A 22,483-nucleotide genomic window follows, 5' to 3' on the forward strand; every position below is an offset into this window, starting at 1 on the left:
TATCTGATCGATCTGAATTTTGGAGCGGGAAACGAGGCTCGAACTCGCGACCTCAACCTTGGCAAGGTTGCGCTCTACCAACTGAGCTATTCCCGCAATGCAAATTGTTTCAAGTCTGATGCTGGAGCGGGAAACGAGGCTCGAACTCGCGACCTCAACCTTGGCAAGGTTGCGCTCTACCAACTGAGCTATTCCCGCATTGCAGACTGTTTCAAACTATTTTTTGGAGCGGGAAACGAGGCTCGAACTCGCGACCTCAACCTTGGCAAGGTTGCGCTCTACCAACTGAGCTATTCCCGCATCACAAATTGTTTCAAGCTACTGGAGCGGGAAACGAGGCTCGAACTCGCGACCTCAACCTTGGCAAGGTTGCGCTCTACCAACTGAGCTATTCCCGCATCACAAATTGTTTCAGGCTACTGGAGCGGGAAACGAGGCTCGAACTCGCGACCTCAACCTTGGCAAGGTTGCGCTCTACCAACTGAGCTATTCCCGCGCTGCGTAACTTGCTACAACGCTTTGCTTGTTCCCGCTGCCGCTTCGTCAGTGGCGGCGAGAGACTGCGAATTATAGAGATTTGCTTGAGGCTGTCAACACTCAAACGTCTATTTTTTTACCCGCGAACTCTTTGGCCGCCATCTGCAGATAATAAACCATTGACCACAAAGTCAATATGACAGCAACGTACATGGAAAAATTTCCCAACCAGCGGGCATCCAGTCCCGGCAACAGCTCGCCGTCGTACAGCAGCAGCGTGATCGCCAGCATCTGGGCCGCGGTTTTCAGCTTGCCGATATAAGCGACGGCCACGCTGCTGCGGCTGCCCATGCCGGCCATCCACTCCCTCAGCGCCGAAATGGTGATCTCGCGGCCGATGATGATCATCGCCATCCAACCCTCGGCGCGGCCCATCTGCACCAGCAGAATCAGCGCCGCGGCGACGATCAGCTTGTCCGCCACCGGATCGAGGAAGGCGCCGAAGGCCGAGGTCTGCCCCAGCTTGCGCGCCAGATAGCCGTCCAGCCAGTCGGTGGCGGCCGCCAATGCGAAAATGCCGGCCCCCACGATATTGCGGCTGTGCAGCAACAGAATGGAGTCCGGCAGGAAGAACACCGCCACGCAGATCGGGATCAGGGCGACCCTGAGCCAAGTCAGTAATATCGGCAAATTGAAGGGCATTGGTCTTGGTCTTGTCGCTTCAGGCTCGTCAACAACGCCGGCCGGCGCCCCGAGCCTGGATCAGGGACGCCCGCCGTTTTCAATCGTCAATGCAGCGCATTGTAAATCTTTTCCGCCAGCGTCTGGCTGATGCCGTCCACTTGCGCCAGATCCTCCATGCTGGCCGCCGCCACGCCTCGCAATCCGCCGAAGCGGGTCAGCAGCTGCTGGCGCCGCTTGGCGCCGATGCCGGGAATCTCCTCCAGCGTCGACGCGGTGCGCGCCTTGGCCCGGCGCGCGCGGTGGCCGGTGATGGCGAAGCGGTGCGCCTCGTCCCGCACGGTCTGGATAAGATGCAGCGCCGGATGATCCTGGCGCAATTGTAGCGTCTTTTCCAGGTAAGGCAGGATCAGCGTTTCCAGGCCGGGTTTGCGCTCCTCGCCCTTGGCAATGCCGACTATGGGCAAATTCAGCCCCAATTCGCCCATCACCTCAAGCGCCACGCCCACCTGGCCCTTGCCGCCGTCGATGAACACCGCGTCCGGCAGCCGGCCCTCGCCTTCCGCCAGTTTGCCGTAGCGGCGTGACAAAACTTCGCGCATCGCGGCGTAATCATCGCCGGGCGCGGCGGTGGTGATGTTGAAGCGGCGGTACTCGGTGGGCTGCATCGCGCCCTTGTCGTACACCACGCATGAAGCCACCGTCGCCTCGCCCATGGTGTGGCTGATGTCGAAGCATTCGAAACGGCCCGCGTCCTCCAGCTCCAGCACCTCGTTCAACTGCGCCAGGCGCTGCGTCTGGGTGGCCTTGCTGCCCAGCTTCTGCTGGATGGCCAGATCGGCGTTCTTCTCCGCCATCTCCAGCCATACCCGGCGCTCGCCTATCGGATTGCCGACGATGTAGACCTTGCGGCCCGCGCGGGTCTGCAGAAAGGACTGCAAGGCTTCGTCCAGCTCGCCATTGACCACCAGCGCGGCCGGCACCGCCGCGTGCTGGTAATGCTGGGCGACGAAGGCCTGCAGGATTTCCTCGGCGGTGTCGGCCTCGCCGCCGACCGGAAAGTGGCTCTTGTCCCCCAGGTGGCGGCCGCCGCGTATCATCACCAGATTGACGCAGGGCATGCCATCGCCCACCCGCGCCGCCACCACGTCGCAATCCTGCTGGCTCTGGTTGCTGGCGACGAACTGTTTCTCCTGCACCCGCGCCAACGCCTGGATCTGGTCGCGCAACTCTGCCGCCTGTTCGAATTCCATAGCCTCGGCGGCGGCGGTCATCCGCTCAGTCAGCGCGCCGATCAGCTCGCTCTGCCGGCCGTTGAGAAAGGCGACCGCGCTGGCCACGTCGGCCGCGTACTCATCCTTGGAAATATGATCGACGCAGGGCGCGGAGCAGCGCTTGATCTGGTACAGCAGACAGGGACGGGAGCGGTTGGAAAACACCGCGTCCTCGCAAGTGCGCAGCCGGAACACCTTCTGCAGGATCTGTATGCTTTCGCGCACCGCGTAGCCGTTGGGATAAGGGCCGAAATACTGATTGGGCTTCTTCGGCTCGCCGCGATAATAGGCCATCTGCGGAAACGCGTGGCCGCTGAACATCAGATAAGGATAGGACTTGTCGTCGCGGAACAGGATGTTGTAGCGCGGCGCCAGCGCCTTGATCAGGTTGTTTTCCAGAATCAGCGCCTCGGCCTCGGTGCGGGTGACCGTGGTCTCGATGCTGGCGATCTGCCTGACCATCAACTGGATGCGAGGGCTGAGGTCGCTCTTCTGGAAATAGGAGCTGACGCGGCGCTTCAGGTCTATCGCCTTGCCGACGTACAGCACCTTGCCGCCCTCGCCCAGCATCCGGTAGACGCCGGGCAGCGCGGGCAGGTTCTGCAATACGTTCTGGTAATCGAATGCGGGCTTGGACACTATTTGGCGCACCAGGTCTGGACATCTTTCTGGGCCTGGCGGATCAACTCGTTGCGCTGCGCGTCGGTGGCCAGCGCGGTGGAGCCCGGCATGCGGATGCGGCCGTTCAGCTGCAGCGTGGACAGATTGGTCTGCGCCGACTTGCAGTTCTGCTCCTTGATCTTGGCGTTGGCCGCGGTGATGGCGGCGTTGTCGGACGCCACCGCCTTGTTGTCGGTTTTCTTTTCCGCCTTCTTCTCTGCCTGGGGAGCGGAGGATTGCGGCGCCGGCTGCGCGCGCACGTTCATCCGCCGCGCGTTGACGCTGGGCGGCGGCTGATCGGAATACACCTTGTTGCCGTTGGCGTCGGTCCAGGTGTAGACCTCGGCCGCGGCCAGAGCCGGCATCAGCGACGCCGCCAAAATCGTCCATACTAGAAAAGACTTCATCGTCACCATCCCGCCGCTGTCATCGCTTTATATCCGGATTGTAAAGCCTGCCTCCTGGCCGCGCAAAACGCCGCATTACGCTGTTTTTGCAGAACAGTTGACGATCCGGTATAATGCGGCTTTGCCGCCTAAGGAAATGCGATGCGCATCATCGAGAAAGCCTACACCTTCGACGACGTCCTCCTCGTCCCGGCCCATTCTGAAGTTCTGCCGCGCGACGTAGCGCTGAGCACCAAACTTACTCGCAACATCACCCTGAACCTGCCGCTGGTTTCCGCCGCCATGGATACGGTGACCGAAGCCCGCCTCGCCATCGCCATGGCTCAGGAAGGCGGCATCGGCATCGTGCACAAGAACATGGGCGCCGAGAAGCAGGCCGCCGAGGTTTCCAAGGTCAAGCGCCACGAAAGCGGCGTGGTGAAAGACCCGATCACCATCGCGCCCGACATGCTGGTGCGCGATCTGGTGCTGCTGACCCGCCACTACAAGATTTCCGGCCTGCCGGTGATCGAAGACGGCAAAGTGGTCGGCATCGTCACCAACCGCGACCTGCGTTTCGAAACCCGCCTAGACCAGACCGTCGGCTCCATCATGACCCCGCGCGAGCGCCTGATCACCGTCAAGGAAGGCGCCAGCATCGACGAAGCCCGCGAACTGATGCACAAGCACCGCCTGGAGCGCGTGCTGGTGATCAACGACGCCTGGGAGCTGAAGGGCCTGATCACGGTCAAGGACATCATCAAGACCAGCGAACACCCGAACGCCAACAAGGATAGCCAGGGCCGTCTGCGCGTCGGCGCGGCAGTCGGCACCGGCGCCGACACCGAAGAGCGCGTCAAGGCGCTGGTGGCGGCCGGCGTGGACGTGATCGTGGTCGACACCGCCCACGGCCACAGCCAGGGCGTGCTGGACCGCGTGCGCTGGGTCAAGCAGAACTTCCCGCATGTGGACGTGATCGGCGGCAACATCGCCACCGCCCAGGCGGCGCTGGATCTGGTCAAGGCCGGCGCCGACGGCGTCAAGGTCGGCATCGGTCCCGGCTCCATCTGCACCACCCGCATCGTCGCCGGCGTCGGCGTGCCGCAACTGACCGCCATCCACAACGTGTCCGAAGCGCTGAAAGACACCGGCGTGCCGATGATCGCCGACGGCGGCATCCGCTTCTCCGGCGACATCGCCAAGGCGCTGGCCGCAGGCGGCAACGCGGTGATGCTGGGCGGCATGTTCGCCGGCACCGAGGAAGCCCCGGGCGAAGTGGAACTGTTCCAGGGCCGTTCGTACAAGTCCTACCGCGGCATGGGTTCGCTCGGCGCGATGAGCCAAGGCTCTGCCGACCGCTACTTCCAGGACAGCTCCAACGCCGCCGACAAGTTCGTGCCGGAAGGCATTGAAGGCCGCGTGCCGTACAAGGGCCCGATCTCCCAGGTGATCCACCAGCTGGTGGGCGGCCTGCGCTCGTCGATGGGCTACCTCGGCTGCCCGACCATCGCCGACCTGCACCAGAAGGCGCAGTTCGTCGAAATCACCTCGGCCGGCATCCGCGAATCCCACGTCCACGACGTGCAGATCACCAAGGAAGCGCCGAACTACCACGTGGACCGCTAAGCCGGTTCGCCTGGTCGGACAAAAGCCCGCGTTTCACAACGCGGGCTTTTTTTTGCGCGCAGGCCCGGTCAGGCCAGCGACAGCAGCAGCAGCGTTTTCAGCTCGGACGGCGGCGTGTCGTAGGGCGCATTCAGATACTCCTCCACGCAGGCCGTTGCCCCGGGCACCTCGCCGCTGGCCGGCAGCCAATGGCGGTACAGCCAGTCCCAGCTCTCCCCCAGCTCCGCATAGGGTCCGGTATGCAGCAGCGCTGCGTAGCGCCCGGCTGGAATCTTGCCCCACTCGAAACCGTCCACCTGCCGGTCCCACAGTCTTTCCGGCATGGTGGCGCAGGCGATGGAGCGGCAGTCGGCCGCCGGCGTCTGCGCCTGGTCGTCCAGATACATGCCGAAGCTTCTCCCCGGCGTGTCCCCGCCCTGCTGCGGCCCCTGGACGGCGCGCAGCGCGTCGAAGGCCTGGCCGATCTCCATATACGGTCCGCGATGATGGCGCATCAGCACCCTGACGGCATCCTTCTCCACAATCTCTACCTGGCGCATGGTCCTCTCCCTTTGATTGAGAAACATGAGACGACGCTGGCGGTAGCGGCCCGGCGTCTCGCCGTAGCGGCCGGCAAAGGCGCGGATGAAGGCGGCGCTGCTGGCGAAACCGGCCCGCGCAGCAATCCTGGCCAGCGGCCTGTCCACCCTCCCCAGCTCGCCGGCAGCCCGATGCAGCAGCATGCGCTGCCGGCTCTCCATCACGGTTTCGCCCATCAGGTTGCGGTACAGCCGATGGAAGTGAAAACGCGAGAAGCAGGCCTCCTCCGCCAGCCGGTCCAGCAGCAGCGGCTCGTCCAGATGGCGCCATAGATAATCCAGCGCGCGCAGCAGGCGCACCGTGTACAAGGTGCCTGGGCCGAATTGCCGGTATGCGTGTCTCATGCGGATAGCCTAGGCGGTTTCGATTGATCGATCTTGCGGTTCATGCAACAGCAGCCATTGCATGCGCTGGCACAAGTCCACCACATAGTCCCAGACCACCCGGTAGCGCAGCGTGCGGCGGATGTTGCTGCGCGCGCTGATCCAGTAGGAGCGGACGATGCGCAGCTCGGGTAGGATCTGCGCCAGCCGCGGATCATCGTAAATCGTGTAATAAGGCAACACCGCGATGCCGCCATCGGCCAGCGCCGCCTCCTTCTGCGCCACCACGCTGGTGCTGCGCAAGGGCATGCTGGGATGGCGGCACAGTCCATGGTGGTACATCAGCTCGCGGGTGAACAATAGGTCGTCGACATAGGCGAGGATGGCATGGCCGTTCAAGTCCTCCCGCTCTCGTATCGGCGCATGGCCCGCCAGATAGGCCGGCGTGGCGTACAGGCCGAGGCAGTAATCGGTCAGCTTGCGCGTCACCACCATATTGGCCTGCGGCCGCTCCAGCGCGATGGCGATGTCCACCTCGCGGCTGGTGATGCTGACGAAGCGCGGCACCGCCACCAGATCGATCTCCAATCCCGGGTACTGCGCCATCAGCGCCGGCATGTGGCGGGCCAGAAACAGCGCGCCCAAGCCCTCCGGCGCGCCCAGCCTCACCACGCCGCTCACCTCGGCATGGCCCCTGCTGCCGCTGTCCAGCATCTGCGAGGCGGTGTTCTCCAGCGATTCGGCCAGAGGCAGCAACTGGCGGCCGGCGGCGGTCAGCATGTAGCCGTCGGCCTGCTGGATGAACAGCGGCTGGCCCAGCACCCGCTCCAACGCGGCGATGTGGCGCGCCACCGTGGCATGGGTGGTGCCCATCTGCCGCGCCGCGCTCAACAGCTTGCCGCTGCGTTGCAAGGCCAGAAAAAAGCGGACATCGTTCCAGTCGAACATGGTCCTCCCCGCGATGGGTGTTGTGCGTTTGCACACGAAAACAGCGGCCAATTCGCCGCCGCCTGTTAAAAAATTAACATACGTTGTTTCCCGCTGGCTATTCCCAGCGGCCTCCGCTTCGGTTTAGATGCCAGCTACGACAACGACATGACCGGAGCATCCCGCCATGCTCAGCGGCGAATTCGACTACATCATCGTCGGCGCAGGCAGCGCCGGCTGCCTGCTGGCCAACCGCCTGTCCGCCGATCCGGACAAACGCGTGCTGCTGCTGGAGGCCGGCGGCAACGACGACTACCCGTGGATCCACATCCCTGTGGGCTATCTCTACTGCATCGGCAACCCGCGCACCGACTGGTGCTACCAGACCGCGGCGGAAAGCGGGTTGGGCGGCCGCTCGCTGGGCTACCCGCGCGGCAAGGTGCTGGGCGGCTCCTCGTCGATTAACGGCATGATCTACATGCGCGGCCAGGCCGCCGACTACGACCACTGGGAGGCGCTGGGCAACCGCGGCTGGGGCTGGCGCGACGCGCTGCCCCACTTCATCGCCATGGAAGACCATTTCGACGCCGCGCGTCCGCTGCACGGCCATGGCGGCGAATGGCGGGTGGAGAAGCAGCGGCTGTCCTGGGAGATACTGGACGCCTTCCGCGCCGCGGCCGCCGAGCAGGGCATCGCCCCGACCGACGATTTCAATACCGGCGACAACGCCGGCTGCGGCTACTTCGAGGTCAATCAGAAAGGCGGCTGGCGCTGGAGCAGCGCGCGCGCTTTCCTGCGGCCGATCCGCGATCGCGCCAATCTCACGGTGCTGACCGGCGCGGAGGCCGACCGGCTGATCCTGGAAAACGGCCGCGCCGCCGCTATCGCATTTATGCAACAGGGAATGCCGCTGCAGGCCCGCTGCCGCGGCGAGATCATCCTCGCCGCCGGCGCCATCGGCTCACCGCTCTTGCTGCAACGCAGCGGCATCGGCCCGGCGCCCTTGTTGGCGAGCCATGGCATTGAGCCGCTGCGTATTCTGCCCGGCGTCGGCGCTAATCTGCAGGACCACCTGCAACTGCGGCTGGTGTTCAAGGTGCAAGGCGCCTCCACGCTGAACCGCCGCGCGGCCAGCTGGAGCGGCAAGCTGGCGATGGCCTGGGAATACCTGTGGAAGCGCGGCGGGCCGCTGTCGATGGCGCCCAGCCAGCTCGGCGCCTTCGCCCGCAGCGGCCCCGGCGCCGCCACGCCCGACCTGGAATACCATGTGCAGCCGCTGTCGCTGGAACGCTTCGGCGAGCCCCTGCACCCGTTCCCCGCCTTCACCGCCTCGGTGTGCCAGCTGCGGCCCGAGAGCCGCGGCCATGTCGCCATCGGAGGCGCTCGCCCGGACGCGCCGCCGCTGATTCAGCCCAACTATCTCAGCCATCCGCAAGACCAGCGCGTCGCCGCCGCGGCGATCCGCCTGACGCGCCGCATCGCCGCGTCGCCGGCGCTCTCGCGCTATCTACCCGAGGAATACCGGCCCGGCCTGCAGTATCGGAGCGAGGAGCAGCTGATCGACGCCGCCGGCCGGATCGGCACCACCATCTTCCACCCGGTGGGCACCTGCAAGATGGGCCATGACGAACTGGCGGTGGTGGACGACCGGCTGCGGGTGCGCGGCGTCGCCGGCTTGCGCGTGGCGGACGCGTCCATCATGCCCGCCATCACCTCTGGCAACACAAACAGCCCCACCCTGATGATCGCCGCCAAGGCGGCGCAGATGATAGAGCAGGACAACAAGCAAGCGGCGCCGATACGGACGCCGTCCCCACCCGCAAAGGAGACCTGGACATGAGCAACAGCATCGCATCGGCGGCTTCCACCGCCGGCATCAGCCGCGCCGAGCGCAAGGTGATTCTCGCCTCGTCGCTAGGCACGGTGTTCGAATGGTACGACTTCTTCCTGTACGGCGCGCTGGCCGCCATCATCGGCAAGCAGTTCTTCTCCGGCGTCAACGAAACCACAGCCTTCATCTTCGCGCTGATGACCTTCGCCGCCGGCTTCGTGGTGCGGCCGTTCGGCGCGCTGGTGTTCGGCCGGCTGGGCGACATGGTGGGCCGCAAGTACACCTTCCTCGCCACCATCGTCATCATGGGCCTGTCCACCTTCCTGGTCGGCATGCTGCCCGGCTACGCCACGCTGGGCATCGCCGCGCCGCTGATCCTGGTGTCGCTGCGCATGCTGCAGGGCCTGGCCATCGGCGGCGAATACGGCGGCGCGGCCATCTACGTGGCCGAACACGCGCCGGATCACAAGCGCGGCGGCTACACCAGCTGGATCCAGGTCACCGCCGGCGCCGGCCTGCTGCTGTCGCTGCTGGTGATCCTGGCCTGCCGCAAGCTCACCGGCGAAGCCTTCAACGAGTGGGGCTGGCGCCTGCCCTTCCTGCTATCCATCTTCCTTCTGGCGATCTCCACCTGGATCCGGCTGTCGATGCAGGAGTCGCCGGCCTTCCTGAAAATGAAGGCCGAAGGCAAGCACTCCAAGGCGCCGATCAGCGAGGCCTTCGGCAACTGGGCCAACCTGAAAGTGGTGCTGATCTCGCTGTTCGGCTTCAACGGCGGCCAGGCGGTGACCTTCTACTGCGCGCAGTTCTACTCGCTGTTCTTCCTGACGCAGATCCTGAAAGTCGACCCGCAGACCGCCAACCTGATGCTGATCGCGTCGCTGATCCTGACCACGCCGCTGTTCCTGTATTTCGGCCATCTGTCCGACCGCATCGGCCGCAAGCCGGTGCTGATCGCCGGCCTGGCGCTGGGCCTGGCGCTGACCTTCCCCGCCTTCAGCTGGCTGACCGACTACGCCAACCCGGACGTCGCCTCCGCCCAGTCGCGCGCCCCGGTGACGGTGATTGCCGACCCGGCCAGCTGCCACTTCCAGTTCGACCCCATCGGCAAAGCCAAGCTGAACACCCCGTGCGACCAGGCCAAGGCGCTGCTGGCCAAGAGCGGCGTGCCCTACCAGCAAAAAGCCGCGCCGGCCGGCGTCACCGAAATCCACATCGGCGCAACCGTTCAACAGGGCTTCGACAAGAAAGCGCTGCAGGACGCGCTGAAAACCGCCGGTTATCCGGACAAGGCCGACCCGGCCAAGATCAACCACGCGATGGTGATCCTGGTGCTGGTGCTGCTGTCGGTGATCTCCGCGCTGACCTACGGCCCGCTGGCCGCGATGATGGTGGAACTGTTCCCCACCCGCATCCGCTACACCTCGATGTCGCTGCCCTATCACCTGGGCAACGGCTGGATCGGCGGACTGATGCCGACCGTCGCCTTTTCGCTGGTGGTCTACACCGGCGACATCCTGTACGGCCTGTGGTACCCGATCGTGGTCTACGCCGTCAGCCTTGTTGTAAGCCTGCTGTTCCTGAAGGAAACCTTCCGCAACGACATCCACGGCCACTGAACCTTAAACACATCCGATCGCCACCGCACCTTGCCCCCGCGGCCGCCCCCTCCTCCGAGGGGGCTTTTGCTTCCTCGCCATCGCCAGCCCCTCTCCCAGAAAAGCCACGGCTCGCGCGCCAGCCCCTCCGCCGTTCCCCGGCATCAGCCAAAAATCAAGCAATCCCGCAAAAATGCAATAACTTGAAATTATCCCTGCCGAAAAGCCGCCCTCCTCGGCGCCCAATCAAGACCGCGCGCTGCGGCCAGCTCGCTATTTTTAAATTTTTATTATTAATAATTCAATTAAACATAGGCTTGATGTTTACAATTCCTATGCCTATACTTTGCTTAACAGAACAAATTAAATATAAACGAATTAATTTAAATAATTTGTTTATAAACCCACGAACAACAGCTCGCGGGCCGCCAATAGGGAGACTCAAATGAAAAAAGCCATACTGACTCTGGCAGCGCTGGCCGCTCTGCAATCTGGCTTTGCCATGGCCTCCAACGGCGGCACCGTCAACTTCAGCGGTTCCATCGTCAAGGAACCCTGCGCCCAGAACAGCAGCACGCTGCTGAGCTACGCGCAGAATCCCCGTCAATACCAGGCCGCCCGCAAAATGGCGTCCGGCCAATCCTGCTCCGGCATGGACAACACCCAGTCGCTGAGCATCGCCGCCGTCAACATGACCGGCTCGACCACTCAAAGCAACGGACAGCTGGTCACCATCGTCTACAACTGATCCGACAACGCGCAAAAAAGCCTTCGGCCAAACGGCCGAAGGCTTTTTTCATTGTCGCCGCAGACGAATCAGCTACTGGTACAACATGTCGATCGTGATCGCCGTCTGCAGGCTGCCCGCCACGATGTTCGCCGTCCGCATGTATTCCACGAACACGCCCAGCTGCGCCATTTGCGACTGCACGTTCACCACCCGGGTATTGTTGGTGCTGTTGGCGCCGATATTGGCGCCGTCGGCCGAACTGCCGAAATTGATCCCGACGCCCTGCGCCGAGCCGCCGGTATTGGCGAACAGCACCGGATTGTTCGAATCAGCCGTGCCCGAGAAGCGGAAAGTCGCCGTCCTCACGCCGGTGGAGCAATTGGCGGCGGTGATGGTGAAGGCGTAGCGGGACTGCGCGCTGCCCACCGACGCGAACTGGCCGCTGGCGACCGTAGGCAGATTCACCGTGTACTGCCCGTTCGCGCTCAGATCGCAAGTGCCGCCGGGCGTGAAGGTGACGCTGCCGTTGATCAGCTGATTGAAGTTGATGCCGGGCGCGGCATTGATGCCGCCGATGCCGTCCAGCTGGAATACCGAATACTGGTTGATCGAAGAAGTCCCGCTGGACGGCGCGCCAGTGGTCTTCAGCAATACGATGGAATACTGCAAGACTCGATTGACCGAACCGCCCCTCGGCACATAGATGCCGGTGTCGATAGCGCCGCTGCTCTGGGTGTAGGTCTGGCCATTGAAGATGATGCCGATCTGCAAGCCGGGGGCCAAAGCCACTCTCCTCGGATTCACCCAGAAATACACGTTCTCGCCTATGCTCTGCGAGCAGTACAAGCTGAGATTCTGCAACGACGACTGCCAGATGATGGTGCCTACCGGCGCGTTGGCGGAGACGAACAAATTGCCCGGCAGATTGAACGTGGAGGTGACATTGCCGGAACTGTTGCTGCCGTTCCAGCATCCCAGCGCATGGCTGGTCAGCGGCATGGCCAGCATCAGCGCCAGCAGCCATCCATATACTCCGCGGCAGATCAGTTTCTTCATTTTCCTATCGCTTTCCCGGTATCTCTAGTGGCTCGCGCCAAACATCACAGCGACTCGCAAACGGCATCGGTCCGCATATAGGCCGCGTCGCCCGTCTTCTGCGGCAGTTGATAGCTGAAACGGCATTGCTGGCCGGCGTCGCTGCCCCAGCTCGCCGTCAGCGGCTTGCCTTCCACGCCGCGCAGGAAGGCTCGTCCGCCCTGCCCCACCATGGTGAGGAAATCGTCGCCGCCGCTGACCGTCGCGCCCACCGGCAGATGGCTGCCGTCCGGCCGCTTCAGCGTCACGATCACCGGCTTACCCTGTTGGGTGTTGAATTTCAGCATCACGATGGCGCCGGCTCGCGGCGCGTCCTGCACGCTGGTTTCCTGCAATTCCACGTCTTGATCCATGCCTTTCGGATCCAGCGTGACTTCATTGCGGCGGTACGGCATCAGCGAGGACACCACCGCGTAGCCATTCTTGTTGACGCGCACGCCGTTGGTGTTGCTCACCGCCGCGCCTTCGGCTCCCGGCGCCTCGACCACGGCGAAGGATTCGCCCAGCGACTGGGCCGCCGTCACGCCGCCCGGATGGAACACCAGCGCGCCGCTGATGCCGGCATTCGCCTGGGAGTTGCCGCCGCTCGAGCTCGCGCCCGCGGTCAGCGTCGCCACCGACGTGGCGTACTGCACGCTGCCGCCGCCGCCGCCGCTATTGGCGCCGGCGCTGCTGCGGTTGCCGCTGGCGTAGACGTTGTAGCTGAGGTTGCGCAATTCGCCGGTGGTGCCGCTCAGATTGATCTGCGCGTTGCCGCTGCGGTCGCTGCTGCCGCTGACGCTGGTGCTCAGCAGCGGGGAATACGGCTCGCGGCCCAGCGGCATCGACAGGCTCAGCATGTACTGGTTGACGATGCGGCCAGTCGAATCCTGGGTGCGGCCGGCGGACAGGTTCAGGCTCACCGACTTGAAGCTGTTGCTGTAACCCAGCTGGTAAGTCAGATCCCGGCCCTTCTGGTTCCAGTAATCCTGGGTGGAGCCGGTGAAGAACAGTTGCCCGCGGCCATCGCCCAGCGGCTGGTCGGCATTGAGCTGGAACTTGTTCTTGGCGCGGTAAACCACGCCGACCTGGTTGATCAGGTTGGCGTAATCGCGCAGCTCCAGATAGCCATCGGTGGAGAAGCGATAGGCGGCGACCGTGAAGTTGGTGCGCGTCGACTCCATCAGCTTGCTGTAGGTCACCCGGTAGCTCTGGCCCTGCATATTGGCGGCGCTGGCGTTGTACGGCAGATTGCTGGCCCAGGATTGGGTCACATCCAGCGCCAACGCGCCCAGCGGCGTATTGACGCCGGAGCCGAACAGCGCCGACTGGTAATGGTCGGCGGCGATCAGGCCGCCGTACAGGGTCAGGCTGTTGCTGATGCCGCGCTGGTAAGTCGCCTGGACGAAATCGGGACGCTTGTTGAGCGAGTTGTCGCGCCATTGCGCCGCGGTGATCGCGTAACGGGATTGTCCTTCGCGCAGCAGCTGGGGCACAGCGGCGTAAGGCACGATGAATTTGCGCACGCGGCCGTCCGCCTCGGTGACCGTCACTTCCAGGTCGCCGGAGAAGCCGGTGTTGTAGAGATCGTCGATGCTGAACTCGCCCGGCGGCACCACGTTTTCGTAAATCAGATTGCCGTTCTGGCGAATCGATACCTTGGCGTTGGTCTCGGCGACGCCGCGCACCACCGGCGCGTAGCCCTGCATCGACTCCGGCAGCATGCGGTCGTCGGAACTCAGCTGCACGCCGCGGAAAGGCACGCTGCTGAACATGTCGGAAGGCGTGAAGTAATCGCCCAGGGTCAGCACCGAGTGCCAGTCGGTAACATCGCGCTGGGTATAGGCGGACGCGCCCTGGTAGTTGCGCTGGCTCTGGCCGTTGCCGCTGTCCTGCTGCGTCAGCGAGCCGTTATAGCGGAAGCGCCACAAGCCGATGTTCAGGCCGGCGTTGGCGCCGAAATAATACTGGGTCGACTTGCCGGCGGCGCCGTTGTCGTAGCGATAGCCATTGGCGTTGTAATTGAGGAAGCCGGCGAACGGCGCGCCGGCGTCCCAGTATTCCGGCGCGACGTAGCCGCGCGCCTGGGCCCGCATGTATTTCTGCGGAATGCTGACATCCAGGCGCAGATCCGCGCTGTTGAAGCTGGAGAATGCGCCGGGCACCACCGTGGCGATGTCGACGCAGCGGGCGGGCTCGTCACGTCCCGGCACGCCGGCCGCATTTCCCACCTTCGTGAAATCCACGCCCAGCTCGTCCATCATCGCGCGGTTGAAGCAGGCCAGCACCTTGCCTTCGGCCAGCTCCTTCATCTGCACGTCGCGGCGGCCGATCCAGACACTATTGGCGTAGACGTCGGCGCGGTAGTTGCCGGGAAAAGCCCCGCCCATCTGGTTGAAGCGGGAAAGGTCGACTTTTTTCCCGTTGGAATTCTGATTGATGAAGACGGGATTGAACTGCACATCGCCCAGCGCGGCGTTTTCCGCCGCGGACGTGTCCGCCAAGGCAGCCTGGCCGCCGAACAAGCCGAAAATCAACAGGCTGAGCGGGCTAAGGGCCCAGCTGTTATCGGAATGTCGTGTCATCAAGTGCTTCATGGCTAGATCGTCTCCTGCGGGAGCGCGCAGCCCCGGCAGGCCTACGCTGGAATTATCAGGGAGCTAAGGGCGCGCTGTGCATGACTGGGGCGCCGTAATCGTTGATGCTTTCGTAAGTGAGCTTCGCGCCGGCGTCCGGCTTGAGCTTCAAGTCCTTCAGCGCGAAATCGTGGCTGCCGCCCGGCGGCACCATGCCGCCATCGGTTTCGTACTCATGCTTGCCCACCAGCAGCATCGCCCGGTTCAGCGAGACGTTGTACGCGGCGCGGTTGGACGCGCGCAGCATGTAGCCCTTGCCGCTGGCCTGCGGCAGCAAAGACCAGGAAAGCTTGTCGGCTGCATCGTCCGGCGTGCCCGGCAGGCCGGTGGGACGATAGAACAGCTTGATGCGGGAACGGAAAGCCACTTGCATGAAATTGCGCTGCTCGTTGCCGGCCTTCGGCAGCGGCGGCACATCCAGCACGTTCAGCCAGAACACCGATTCGCGCTCTTTGGGCAGATCGGCGCCGGTGAAAGTCAGCCGCAAGGTTTGGCCTTTGGCCGGATCCACGCGGAAAATCGGCGGCATGATCAGGAAAGGCGCGTCGGCGGTGTCGGGAACGGATTTCTCGTTGCCGCTGTCGGCCCACACCTGCACCAGGGACGGTTCCTTGCCCGGGTTGTTGACCTTGACGGTCACTTCGCGGTCTTCCGCCTTGTACACGACGCGGGTTCCGGAAATCACCACGCCGGCCGAGGCCGCGCTGGTCCATACCGAGCCGGCGACCGCCAGGGCGAGCGCTCCTCGCCATACTGCTTGTTTCATTTCCTAACCCGCCTCCATGCAAAAGATGCCGGCGGGCGGCTCGCAAGCCGCCTGCCGGATGACGCCTATTACTGGTAGGTCATCGAGTACTGAACGCTGGTGTTCACCGAACCCGCGCCAGCCGCGCCGGTGGCGATGTACTGGGCGTAGTAGCCCATGGTGGCTGCGCCGCCGCTGATGGCGACTTGCTGCGAGTTGGCGTTGGTGCTCAGGTTGATGGCGTTGAAGGTGTTGTTCAGCAGCTGAACTTCAACGTTGGAAGCCGAGCCGGCGCCGGTGCTGTTCAGCAGGTTGCCGGAGGTCGGGTTCACGGTCGGGCCCACTTCGAAGCGGGTCTGCGCGCTCTTCAGGCTGGACGGGCAGTTGCTCAGGTTGATCGCGAACGGGGTGGCGCCGGCGGTCTGGCCGGTGCTGGCCAGCGAGGAAGCGCCCACGGTCGGCAGGTTCACGGTGACGTTGGAGCCGGAAGTGCCGGCGATGGTGCAGGTCTGGGCAACGATGTTTCCAGTGACGGTGATTTTGCCGTCAGCGGCCATGGCGCCGGAAGAGTACACGCCCAAGCCGATCAGAGCTGCAGTTACGATCTGTTTCATTTAATAGTCTCCGTTGAAATTGCAGGCAGTGCATTTGCCCGATTGCCTGCCCGCAAGGGGCAGAAGTTGAAGAGCTGTCCGACACGTCAAGGCATCTTCGGCAATCTTGCGATCCCTGCCTGCACTTGAGATGTTCCGGCGCCGAACCCGTCCCGCGGCCGGCTTCATTGCCGCCAATTTTCAACAATTCAATAATCAGATTTCACAAAACCCATCAAATCTAATCAAAGCCATCTGACAGTCGTTCGTCATCAGATTGAAAAAAACAGGCGGGCAAAACCTGAAGATCGGCGGCTGACCCCGTTGAAAACGGCTGTCTGTCGCCTTCCATGGCTGGACAATGCTCAGCTTCATCGCATCGGCATCCCTTGCCGAGAGCCTCCGCTTGCGCGGTTTTGCTGCGATGTAGACGTTAGGTTAAATCAAAAAAGACATAACTTTCAACATCCTCTTACTTGAGCATATATGTCAAAATTAAAATCAATCCATTGATTAAAAAGGATTTTCACCAAGATAACAGTTTGTCATGGCTGTACTGGCGTGTCGCATTCTTGCATCAAATTAACAACATTTTAAACTTTTAATTTAATAAATACGCCAAATTCCAAAGAAAAGGCAAACCATAATGACATTTTCATTTCCATTGCCAATAATGCCCCAGCCGCCACTATCCGCACCGTCATCGCGCAGTTAGACTGAACGGCTGCGCACCAAACGGAACCCGCCCGACATGACGCCCGCCTCCAGCCAATACCTGACGCTCAACCAACGCCGCTACCACCTGCGCCGCTGGGGCGACGACAACGCGCCGCTGCTGGTGCTGCTGCACGGCTGGATGGACAGCTCCGCCACGTTTCAATTCATGGTGGACGCGCTGCAGGGAGAATGGCGGGTCGTCGCGCCCGACTGGCGCGGCTTCGGCGATAGCCAATGGAATGACGGCAGCTATTATTTCCCCGACTACCTGGCTGACCTCGACGATCTGCTGCGCCAACTGTCGCCGGACCAGCCGGTCAACCTGCTGGGACACAGCATGGGATCGATGATCGCCGGCATCTACGCCGGCGTCTGCCCGCAAAGAGTGGCGAAGCTGGTGCTGGCCGAAGGCTTCGGCCTCAATCCCACCCGACCCACCGAGGCGCCCGGCCGTTACGGCCGCTGGCTGCGGGAGACCAGCCAAGCGATTGGGTTCGAACCGATGGAGAGCCCGGAACAGGCGGCGAGCAAGCTGATCGTCCGCAATCCGGGTTTGACGCCCGAGCGGGCGCGCTGGCTGGCCGCGGAGCTGACCCGGCCGGTAGACGGCGGCGTGGTCTACCGCGCCGACCCGCGCCATAAAATGGTCAACCCCGTGCTGTATCGGCTGGAGGAGGCGATGGCCTGTTGGCGCCGCATCACCGCGCCGGTGTTGTGGCTGCTGGGCGAGCAACCGTTCGGCCACCCCGTCGTCAGCGACGTGATGGCCACGCTGGACCAGCGCCGTGCCTGTTTCGCCCGCCTCAGCGAGGCTACGATCGCCGGCGCCGGCCATATGCTGCAATGGGAGAGGCCGGAGCAGATGGCTGCCGAAGTCGAACGCTTCCTGCTGCGGCAAGACTAAGAGCCGCGAGCAAAACCTCGCAGAGAAGCTGGGCCAAGGCGCGCCGACGCCCCCTGCGCCAGTGGTACGGCAAGGAGGCGCAACGCAGGATCAGGGTTCTTGCCAGCGGGTTTGAAAGGGCCGGAACGGCTCCGGCCCTCGCGGCTAGCCCAGATAGCGCGCTTCCAGATGGGCGCGGTAATGAGCGGGATTCAACGTTTCGCCGGTGGCGCGCCGAACCAGTTCGTCGGTGCTCCAGCGGCTGCCCTGGCTCCAGATGTTCTCACGCAGCCAGCCGAACACCGGCTCCAGCTCCCCCCGGCCGATCTTGTCGTCCAGCCCCGGTTCTGCTCGCCGCATCGTCGCGAAATACTGCGCCGCGTACATCGCGCCCAGGGTATAGCTGGGGAAATAGCCGAAAGTGTCGGTCCAGTGGATGTCCTGCAGACAGCCGTCGCGGTAGTTTCCGCGCGTGTCCACGCCCAGATAGGCCATCATCTTCTCGTCCCACAGCGCCGGCACGTCTTCGGCCTCGATCTCGCCGTCGATCAGCGCCCGCTCGATCTCGAAGCGCAGAATCACGTGCGCCGGATAGCACAGCTCGTCGGCGTCGACCCGGATATAGCCGGGCTCGACCCGGGTGAACAGCTTGGCCAGGTTGTCGGCGTCGAAGGCCGGCTGATCGCCGAAATGGCGGCGCAGCATCGGCGCCAGCAATTGCAGGAAGCCGCGGCTGCAACCCAGCTGCATTTCGAACGACAGGCTCTGGCTCTCGTGTATGCCCATCGAACGGGCGCGGCCGACCGGCAGCGACAGCAGATCGCGCGGCAGGCCCTGCTCGTAGCGGGCATGTCCGGTCTCATGGACGATGCCCATCAGGCTTTGGGCGAAATCGTCGTCGCGGTAGCGGGTGGTGATGCGCACGTCCTCCGGCACGCCGCCGCAGAACGGATGGGTGCTGACGTCCAGCCTGCCGCCGTCGAAATCGAAGCCCAGCAGTTGCATCGCCTCCAGGCCCAGCTCGCGCTGCCGCTCGACCGGGAACGGCCCCTGCGGCCGGATCACCGTCTCGCCAGCCTGCTTGGCGCGCGCGCGTTCGATCAGGCCGGGCAGCCAGGTCTTCACGTCGTCGAAGATGCGCGCGATCTCGGCGCTTCGCATGCCGGGCTCGTACTTGTCCAGCAGCGCGTCGTAGCGGCTGACGCCGTTGGCCTCGGCCAGCAGCGCGGCCTCTTCGCGCGCCAGCCTCAGCACCTCGCGGAAATTCGGCAAGAAACCTTGCCAGTCATTGCTCTTGCGCTGGCTGCGCCAGGCATGCTCGCAACGGGAAGCCGCCAGCGTCTTGGCCTCCACCAGCTCGGCGGGCAGCAGATTGGCCTGCTGCCACTCCCGGCGCATCTCGCGCAGGCTGGCGCGTTGCGCTTCGTCCAGATCTTCCTGCTCGGCGCTGCGCAGCTGCTGCGCCAGCTCCGGAGCGGTGATCAACTGATGCATCAGCACCTGCAGCTCGGCCTGGGCGGCGGCGCGCGCCTCGTTGCCCTTGGCCGGCATCATCGCCGCGTGGTCCCAGCTGGCGATGGCGCCCAGATGGGCGAAATGATGCAACCGCTGAAAAGTCCGGGTCAGGCTCTGATAGGCCGTCTGATATCCCATTGCGTTCTCCCTTGTGTGGAAAATGAATGTTCACACCAGTTCGTCATTCGGTCAATGCCATGATTTTCATTAGGAAAAATCGATCTTCCGGCATGCGGCGAACAGGAGAAACCAATGAGTTTTACTCAATGATGACTCAGGGTGACGCGCTCTTGCGGTGATGGGAGAAAGGGAAGGACTGCCAATAGCCGAAATACTCGCGCACCAGCGCCAGCAGCTGCTGCCTGGCAGCGGCGTCCGCCAGATGCTGCAACAGCGCGTCCACCGCCATCCGATAGTGGCTGGAAGTGGGGGGATGGGGATCAAGCAGGAAAAGCAAGGCCTTGAGCAGATGCTCGCGCTCGCGGATATCGGCCTCGTCGGCCCCGTCTTCGAACGATTTGCCCAGAAACAGCCCCAGCGAAGGCGGGAAGCGCGAAAAACCGGATTCGCGCATCGCGCCCAGCAGCGCGCTGAGATCGCCATGCCAGGGAAAATCCGGGTTATGGATGGAAAAGCCGGCGCGGGCCGTCATCTCCACCATTTTCTTCATGTCGTCGAGCCAGAAGTAATAAAACTCCCGGGCGCAGGTGATGGCCAGCACCCGCTCGGATTGCCCGCAATCCGCGACGAAGCCGCCGACATGGGCGTGATAATCGCCGGAAGTCCGCTTCGCGCCGGCGAGCCGGGCCAGCAAACGCCCCAGCATTTCCCGCCGCGCCGCCACCACCCCGTCGTCGGCGCCCAGCCTGGCAATCAGCTTCAGATAGGCATCCAGCGTCGCCTCGCGGGGATTCATGCCCCAGCCCTCGCAACCATCGCACTCTCCCATGGCGGCGGAAACGCCGCGCCTCCGATAGCGATAACGCAGCCGGAGCCGGCAGGAGGACAGACGGCGCTAGACGCGGCGCGGACGCAGCGCCAGCCGCAGATCCCGTCCCACCTTGCCGATGTCGGCGATATCCAGCTCGATCTTGTCGGCCAGATCCTCCAGCGCCGGCCAGGCGAACAGGCCGCGCGCGGCGTCGCCGGCCAGCGACGGCGCCAGGTACAGCACGATCTCGTCCACCAACCCGGCCCGCAACATGGCGCCGTTGAGGCCGGCGCCGGCCTCGACCATCAGTTCGTTGACGCCGCGTCCGGCCAGTTGCGCCAGCAGATCGGCCAGATCGGCCTTGCCGTCGCGGCGCGCCAGCGCCAGGACGTCCACCCCGCGCTCGCGGAACGCGGCCAAGCGGCCCTCGTCCGTCTCGCAGCTGGCCAGCAAGGCGCCGCCGCCCTGATAGACGCGGCCCGCCGGATCGGTGAGCAGGCCGCTGTCCAGCACCACCCGCAAAGGCTGTTTCTCCACCGCCAATTCGCGCACGGTCAGCTGCGGATCGTCGGCCAGCACGGTGCCGCTGCCGGTGAGGATCGCGCCATGCGCGGCGCGCAGCCGCTGCACGTCCATCCTCGCCTCCGGCCCGGTGATCCACTTGCTGCGGCCGTTGAGCAGCGCGGTTTTGCCGTCCAGCGTGGCGGCCGCCTTCAACGTCACCCAGGGCCGGCCGCGCTCGACGCGCGACAGGAAGCCGCGGTGCGTCCAGCGCGCCTCGGCCTCCATCAACCCCGCCGACGCCTCGACCCCGGCCGCGCGCAGCATGGCGATGCCGCGGCCCGCCACTTCATGATAGGGGTCCACCATCGCCGCCACCACCCGCGCGACGCCTTCCGCGATCAGACGCTCCGCGCACGGCGGCGTGCGGCCATGGTGGCTGCACGGTTCCAGCGTCACATAGGCGGTGGCGCCGCGCGGGCTTTCGCCGCGCGCCAGGCAGTCCTTGATCGCCTGGATCTCGGCATGGTCGCCTCCCACCTCCAGCGTCGCGCCCTCGCCCACCACCCGGCCGTTGTTGACCAGCACGCAGCCGACGCCGGGGTTCGGCGCAGCCCGGCGCGTCGCGCCCTCGGCCAAACGCAGCGCGCGCTGCATGTACAGGTAGTCGTCGGCGCGGTAGTCCGTCATGTTCGATTCTTCCACTCATCGGCCAGCAGGCCGTAACAACGCATATTCCAGAAACGGCCGCCCAGAAACTGCGCGTCGCGCAGCTCTCCCTCCAGTTTGAAACCCAGGCGTTCGGCGACGCGGCAGCTGCGCAGGTTCTCCGGCGCACAGCCCAGTTCCAGCCGGTGCAGGCCCAAGTCTTCGAAGGCGTGGCGCAGCAACAGCGCCAACGCCTGCGACATCACGCCCCGGCCGACGTGGCTGTCGGCCAGCCAGTAGCCGAGGCGGGCATAGCGGTGGGCGGCGCTGATGCCGTGCAGCGAACAGATGCCGGCGATTTCGCCATCCGCCAATATCACCCGGTGCGCGCAGCGCCCCTCGTCGTTGCCCTCTGCCTGCAGGCGGAGAAAAGCCTCCGTCTCCGCCGCTGATTGCGGCCTGACGATGCCCGCCATCCATTGCGACAGAGTGGCGCGGTAGCGGTCGATCAGCGCGTAGATGGCCGCCGCGTCGAGCGCCGGCTCCGGCTGGCGGATCTCCACCACGCTCATCGCCGCGCCCGCCACTCGCCGGCCAGCATGCTGTACTGGCAGGCGTCATGATAACGGCCATGCAGATGGAGCCCCTCGCGCTGCGCGCCCTCTTGGACGAAGCCCAGGCGCTCGGCCAGCGCGCGGCTGCGGGCATTCTCCATCCCCGCCAGGATGACGATCCGGTTCAATTCCAGCGCGCCAAAACCCGCATCCAAAACTTGCGCCGCGGCCTCGCCCATCACGCCCCTGCCGACGAAACGTTCCGCCAGCCAATAGCCCAGGAAGCCCGATCGGTGCAGCTTGCTGATGCCGTGGATGTCGATGCAGCCGGCCAGCTCTCCGTCCAGCGCGATCAGCCAGGACGCGCAGGCCGATCCGCTGCGCGCGCCTTCCGCGACGCCGACCAGGAACTGCCGGCTGTCCTCCGCGCAGCGGGTGGCGTCCACCCAGGGCAACCAGGCCCGCAGCGTCTCGCGGCTTTCGTCTATCAATGCGAACAGCCGCTCGGCGTGGATGACGTCGGGCGGCAGCAGGGCAACGCGTTTCTGGGCGATGGCAGTCATGGCGTCTCGAGGAATGACAGTTGAATTGCCA

Annotated in this window: 19 protein-coding genes and 5 tRNA genes; 5 read left to right on the plus strand and 19 right to left on the minus strand. The window is 64.2% G+C overall.

What is annotated here, in order from left to right; genetic code table 11:
* Positions 1-20: 20 nt before the first annotated feature.
* The 8 genes from ACX17K_RS17935 to ACX17K_RS17970 form a co-directional block, all read right to left on the minus strand.
* Positions 21-96 (minus strand) — tRNA-Gly (locus tag ACX17K_RS17935).
* A gap of 26 nt (positions 97-122) precedes the next feature.
* Positions 123-198, minus strand: a tRNA-Gly gene (locus ACX17K_RS17940).
* 26 nt (positions 199-224) lie between these two features.
* Positions 225-300: transfer RNA gene (locus ACX17K_RS17945), tRNA-Gly, on the minus strand.
* Positions 301-322: 22 nt separating this feature from the next.
* Positions 323-398: transfer RNA gene (locus ACX17K_RS17950), tRNA-Gly, on the minus strand.
* Positions 399-420: 22 nt separating this feature from the next.
* Positions 421-496 (minus strand) — tRNA-Gly (locus ACX17K_RS17955).
* A 101-nt stretch (positions 497-597) separates the two neighbouring features.
* Entirely contained in the window at positions 598-1,179 is a 582-nt protein-coding gene (pgsA, locus tag ACX17K_RS17960) for a CDP-diacylglycerol--glycerol-3-phosphate 3-phosphatidyltransferase (protein WP_493775841.1), read from the minus strand.
* Between the two features lie 86 nt (positions 1,180-1,265).
* Positions 1,266-3,071: an excinuclease ABC subunit UvrC gene (gene uvrC, locus ACX17K_RS17965; protein WP_493775842.1), complete on the minus strand. Its 1,806-nt coding sequence runs from the start codon at positions 3,069-3,071 to the stop codon at positions 1,266-1,268.
* Positions 3,071-3,499: a DUF4124 domain-containing protein gene (locus ACX17K_RS17970; RefSeq protein WP_343481408.1), complete on the minus strand. Its 429-nt coding sequence runs from the start codon at positions 3,497-3,499 to the stop codon at positions 3,071-3,073. The genes uvrC and ACX17K_RS17970 overlap by 1 nt, the downstream gene beginning before the upstream one ends.
* Before the next feature lie 141 nt (positions 3,500-3,640).
* Here ACX17K_RS17970 and guaB point away from each other — a divergent pair, with 141 nt between their 5' ends.
* Positions 3,641-5,104: an IMP dehydrogenase gene (gene guaB / locus ACX17K_RS17975; RefSeq protein ID WP_231151523.1), complete on the plus strand. Its 1,464-nt coding sequence runs from the start codon at positions 3,641-3,643 to the stop codon at positions 5,102-5,104.
* A 68-nt stretch (positions 5,105-5,172) separates the two neighbouring features.
* On the opposite strand, the gene ACX17K_RS17980 is transcribed toward guaB, so the two are convergent.
* Positions 5,173-6,027: an AraC family transcriptional regulator gene (locus ACX17K_RS17980; RefSeq protein ID WP_493775843.1), complete on the minus strand. Its 855-nt coding sequence runs from the start codon at positions 6,025-6,027 to the stop codon at positions 5,173-5,175.
* A gap of 9 nt (positions 6,028-6,036) precedes the next feature.
* Complete coding sequence (locus ACX17K_RS17985) at positions 6,037-6,954, minus strand: LysR family transcriptional regulator (protein ID WP_046157124.1); 918 nt, start codon at positions 6,952-6,954, stop codon at positions 6,037-6,039.
* 166 nt (positions 6,955-7,120) lie between these two features.
* Between ACX17K_RS17985 and ACX17K_RS17990 the strand changes: the two genes are divergently transcribed.
* The 3 genes from ACX17K_RS17990 to ACX17K_RS18000 all read left to right on the plus strand — a co-directional run bounded on the left by ACX17K_RS17990 (position 7,121) and on the right by ACX17K_RS18000 (position 11,110).
* Positions 7,121-8,773 carry a GMC family oxidoreductase gene (locus ACX17K_RS17990; protein ID WP_493775844.1) on the plus strand — a complete coding sequence of 551 codons (1,653 nt, stop codon included), beginning with the start codon at positions 7,121-7,123 and terminating at the stop codon, positions 8,771-8,773.
* Positions 8,770-10,383, plus strand: coding sequence for an MFS transporter (locus tag ACX17K_RS17995; protein WP_343481404.1), 1,614 nt, complete (start codon positions 8,770-8,772; stop codon positions 10,381-10,383). Before ACX17K_RS17990 ends, ACX17K_RS17995 begins: the two co-directional genes overlap by 4 nt.
* Before the next feature lie 424 nt (positions 10,384-10,807).
* Positions 10,808-11,110, plus strand: coding sequence for a hypothetical protein (locus tag ACX17K_RS18000; RefSeq protein ID WP_104946381.1), 303 nt, complete (start codon positions 10,808-10,810; stop codon positions 11,108-11,110).
* Positions 11,111-11,182: 72 nt separating this feature from the next.
* On the opposite strand, the gene ACX17K_RS18005 is transcribed toward ACX17K_RS18000, so the two are convergent.
* The 4 genes from ACX17K_RS18005 to ACX17K_RS18020 form a co-directional block, all read right to left on the minus strand.
* Complete coding sequence (locus ACX17K_RS18005) at positions 11,183-12,148, minus strand: fimbrial protein (RefSeq protein WP_493775845.1); 966 nt, start codon at positions 12,146-12,148, stop codon at positions 11,183-11,185.
* A gap of 44 nt (positions 12,149-12,192) precedes the next feature.
* On the minus strand, positions 12,193-14,751 hold the full coding sequence (locus ACX17K_RS18010) for a fimbria/pilus outer membrane usher protein (RefSeq protein WP_493775846.1): 2,559 nt from the start codon (positions 14,749-14,751) through the stop codon (positions 12,193-12,195).
* 67 nt (positions 14,752-14,818) lie between these two features.
* The gene (locus ACX17K_RS18015) at positions 14,819-15,568 is read right to left on the minus strand and encodes a fimbrial biogenesis chaperone (protein WP_493775847.1); all 750 of its coding nucleotides are present in this window, start codon (positions 15,566-15,568) and stop codon (positions 14,819-14,821) included.
* A 68-nt stretch (positions 15,569-15,636) separates the two neighbouring features.
* Positions 15,637-16,161: a fimbrial protein gene (locus tag ACX17K_RS18020; RefSeq protein WP_046157131.1), complete on the minus strand. Its 525-nt coding sequence runs from the start codon at positions 16,159-16,161 to the stop codon at positions 15,637-15,639.
* 730 nt (positions 16,162-16,891) lie between these two features.
* On the opposite strand from ACX17K_RS18020, the gene ACX17K_RS18025 reads away from it, so the two are divergent.
* Positions 16,892-17,761, plus strand: a complete 870-nt coding sequence (locus ACX17K_RS18025) for an alpha/beta fold hydrolase (protein WP_493775848.1) — start codon at positions 16,892-16,894, stop codon at positions 17,759-17,761.
* Positions 17,762-17,905: 144 nt separating this feature from the next.
* Here the strand turns inward: ACX17K_RS18025 and ACX17K_RS18030 are convergent, their stop codons facing one another.
* The 5 genes from ACX17K_RS18030 to ACX17K_RS18050 form a co-directional block, all read right to left on the minus strand.
* A complete protein-coding gene (locus tag ACX17K_RS18030; RefSeq protein WP_493775849.1) occupies positions 17,906-19,393 on the minus strand; it encodes a carboxypeptidase M32 in 1,488 nt (495 codons plus the stop codon).
* 136 nt (positions 19,394-19,529) lie between these two features.
* A complete protein-coding gene (locus tag ACX17K_RS18035) occupies positions 19,530-20,171 on the minus strand; it encodes a hypothetical protein (RefSeq protein ID WP_493775850.1) in 642 nt (213 codons plus the stop codon).
* A 99-nt stretch (positions 20,172-20,270) separates the two neighbouring features.
* The gene (gene ribD / locus ACX17K_RS18040) at positions 20,271-21,377 is read right to left on the minus strand and encodes a bifunctional diaminohydroxyphosphoribosylaminopyrimidine deaminase/5-amino-6-(5-phosphoribosylamino)uracil reductase RibD (protein WP_493775851.1); all 1,107 of its coding nucleotides are present in this window, start codon (positions 21,375-21,377) and stop codon (positions 20,271-20,273) included.
* Positions 21,374-21,907 (minus strand): GNAT family N-acetyltransferase, encoded by a 534-nt coding sequence (locus tag ACX17K_RS18045; RefSeq protein ID WP_493775852.1) that lies wholly within the window; start codon positions 21,905-21,907, stop codon positions 21,374-21,376. Before ACX17K_RS18045 ends, ribD begins: the two co-directional genes overlap by 4 nt.
* Positions 21,904-22,452, minus strand: a complete 549-nt coding sequence (locus ACX17K_RS18050) for a GNAT family N-acetyltransferase (RefSeq protein ID WP_493775853.1) — start codon at positions 22,450-22,452, stop codon at positions 21,904-21,906. Before ACX17K_RS18050 ends, ACX17K_RS18045 begins: the two co-directional genes overlap by 4 nt.
* Positions 22,453-22,483: the final 31 nt, after the last annotated feature.

The organism is Chromobacterium sp. INPA-IVC, from assembly GCF_059047085.1.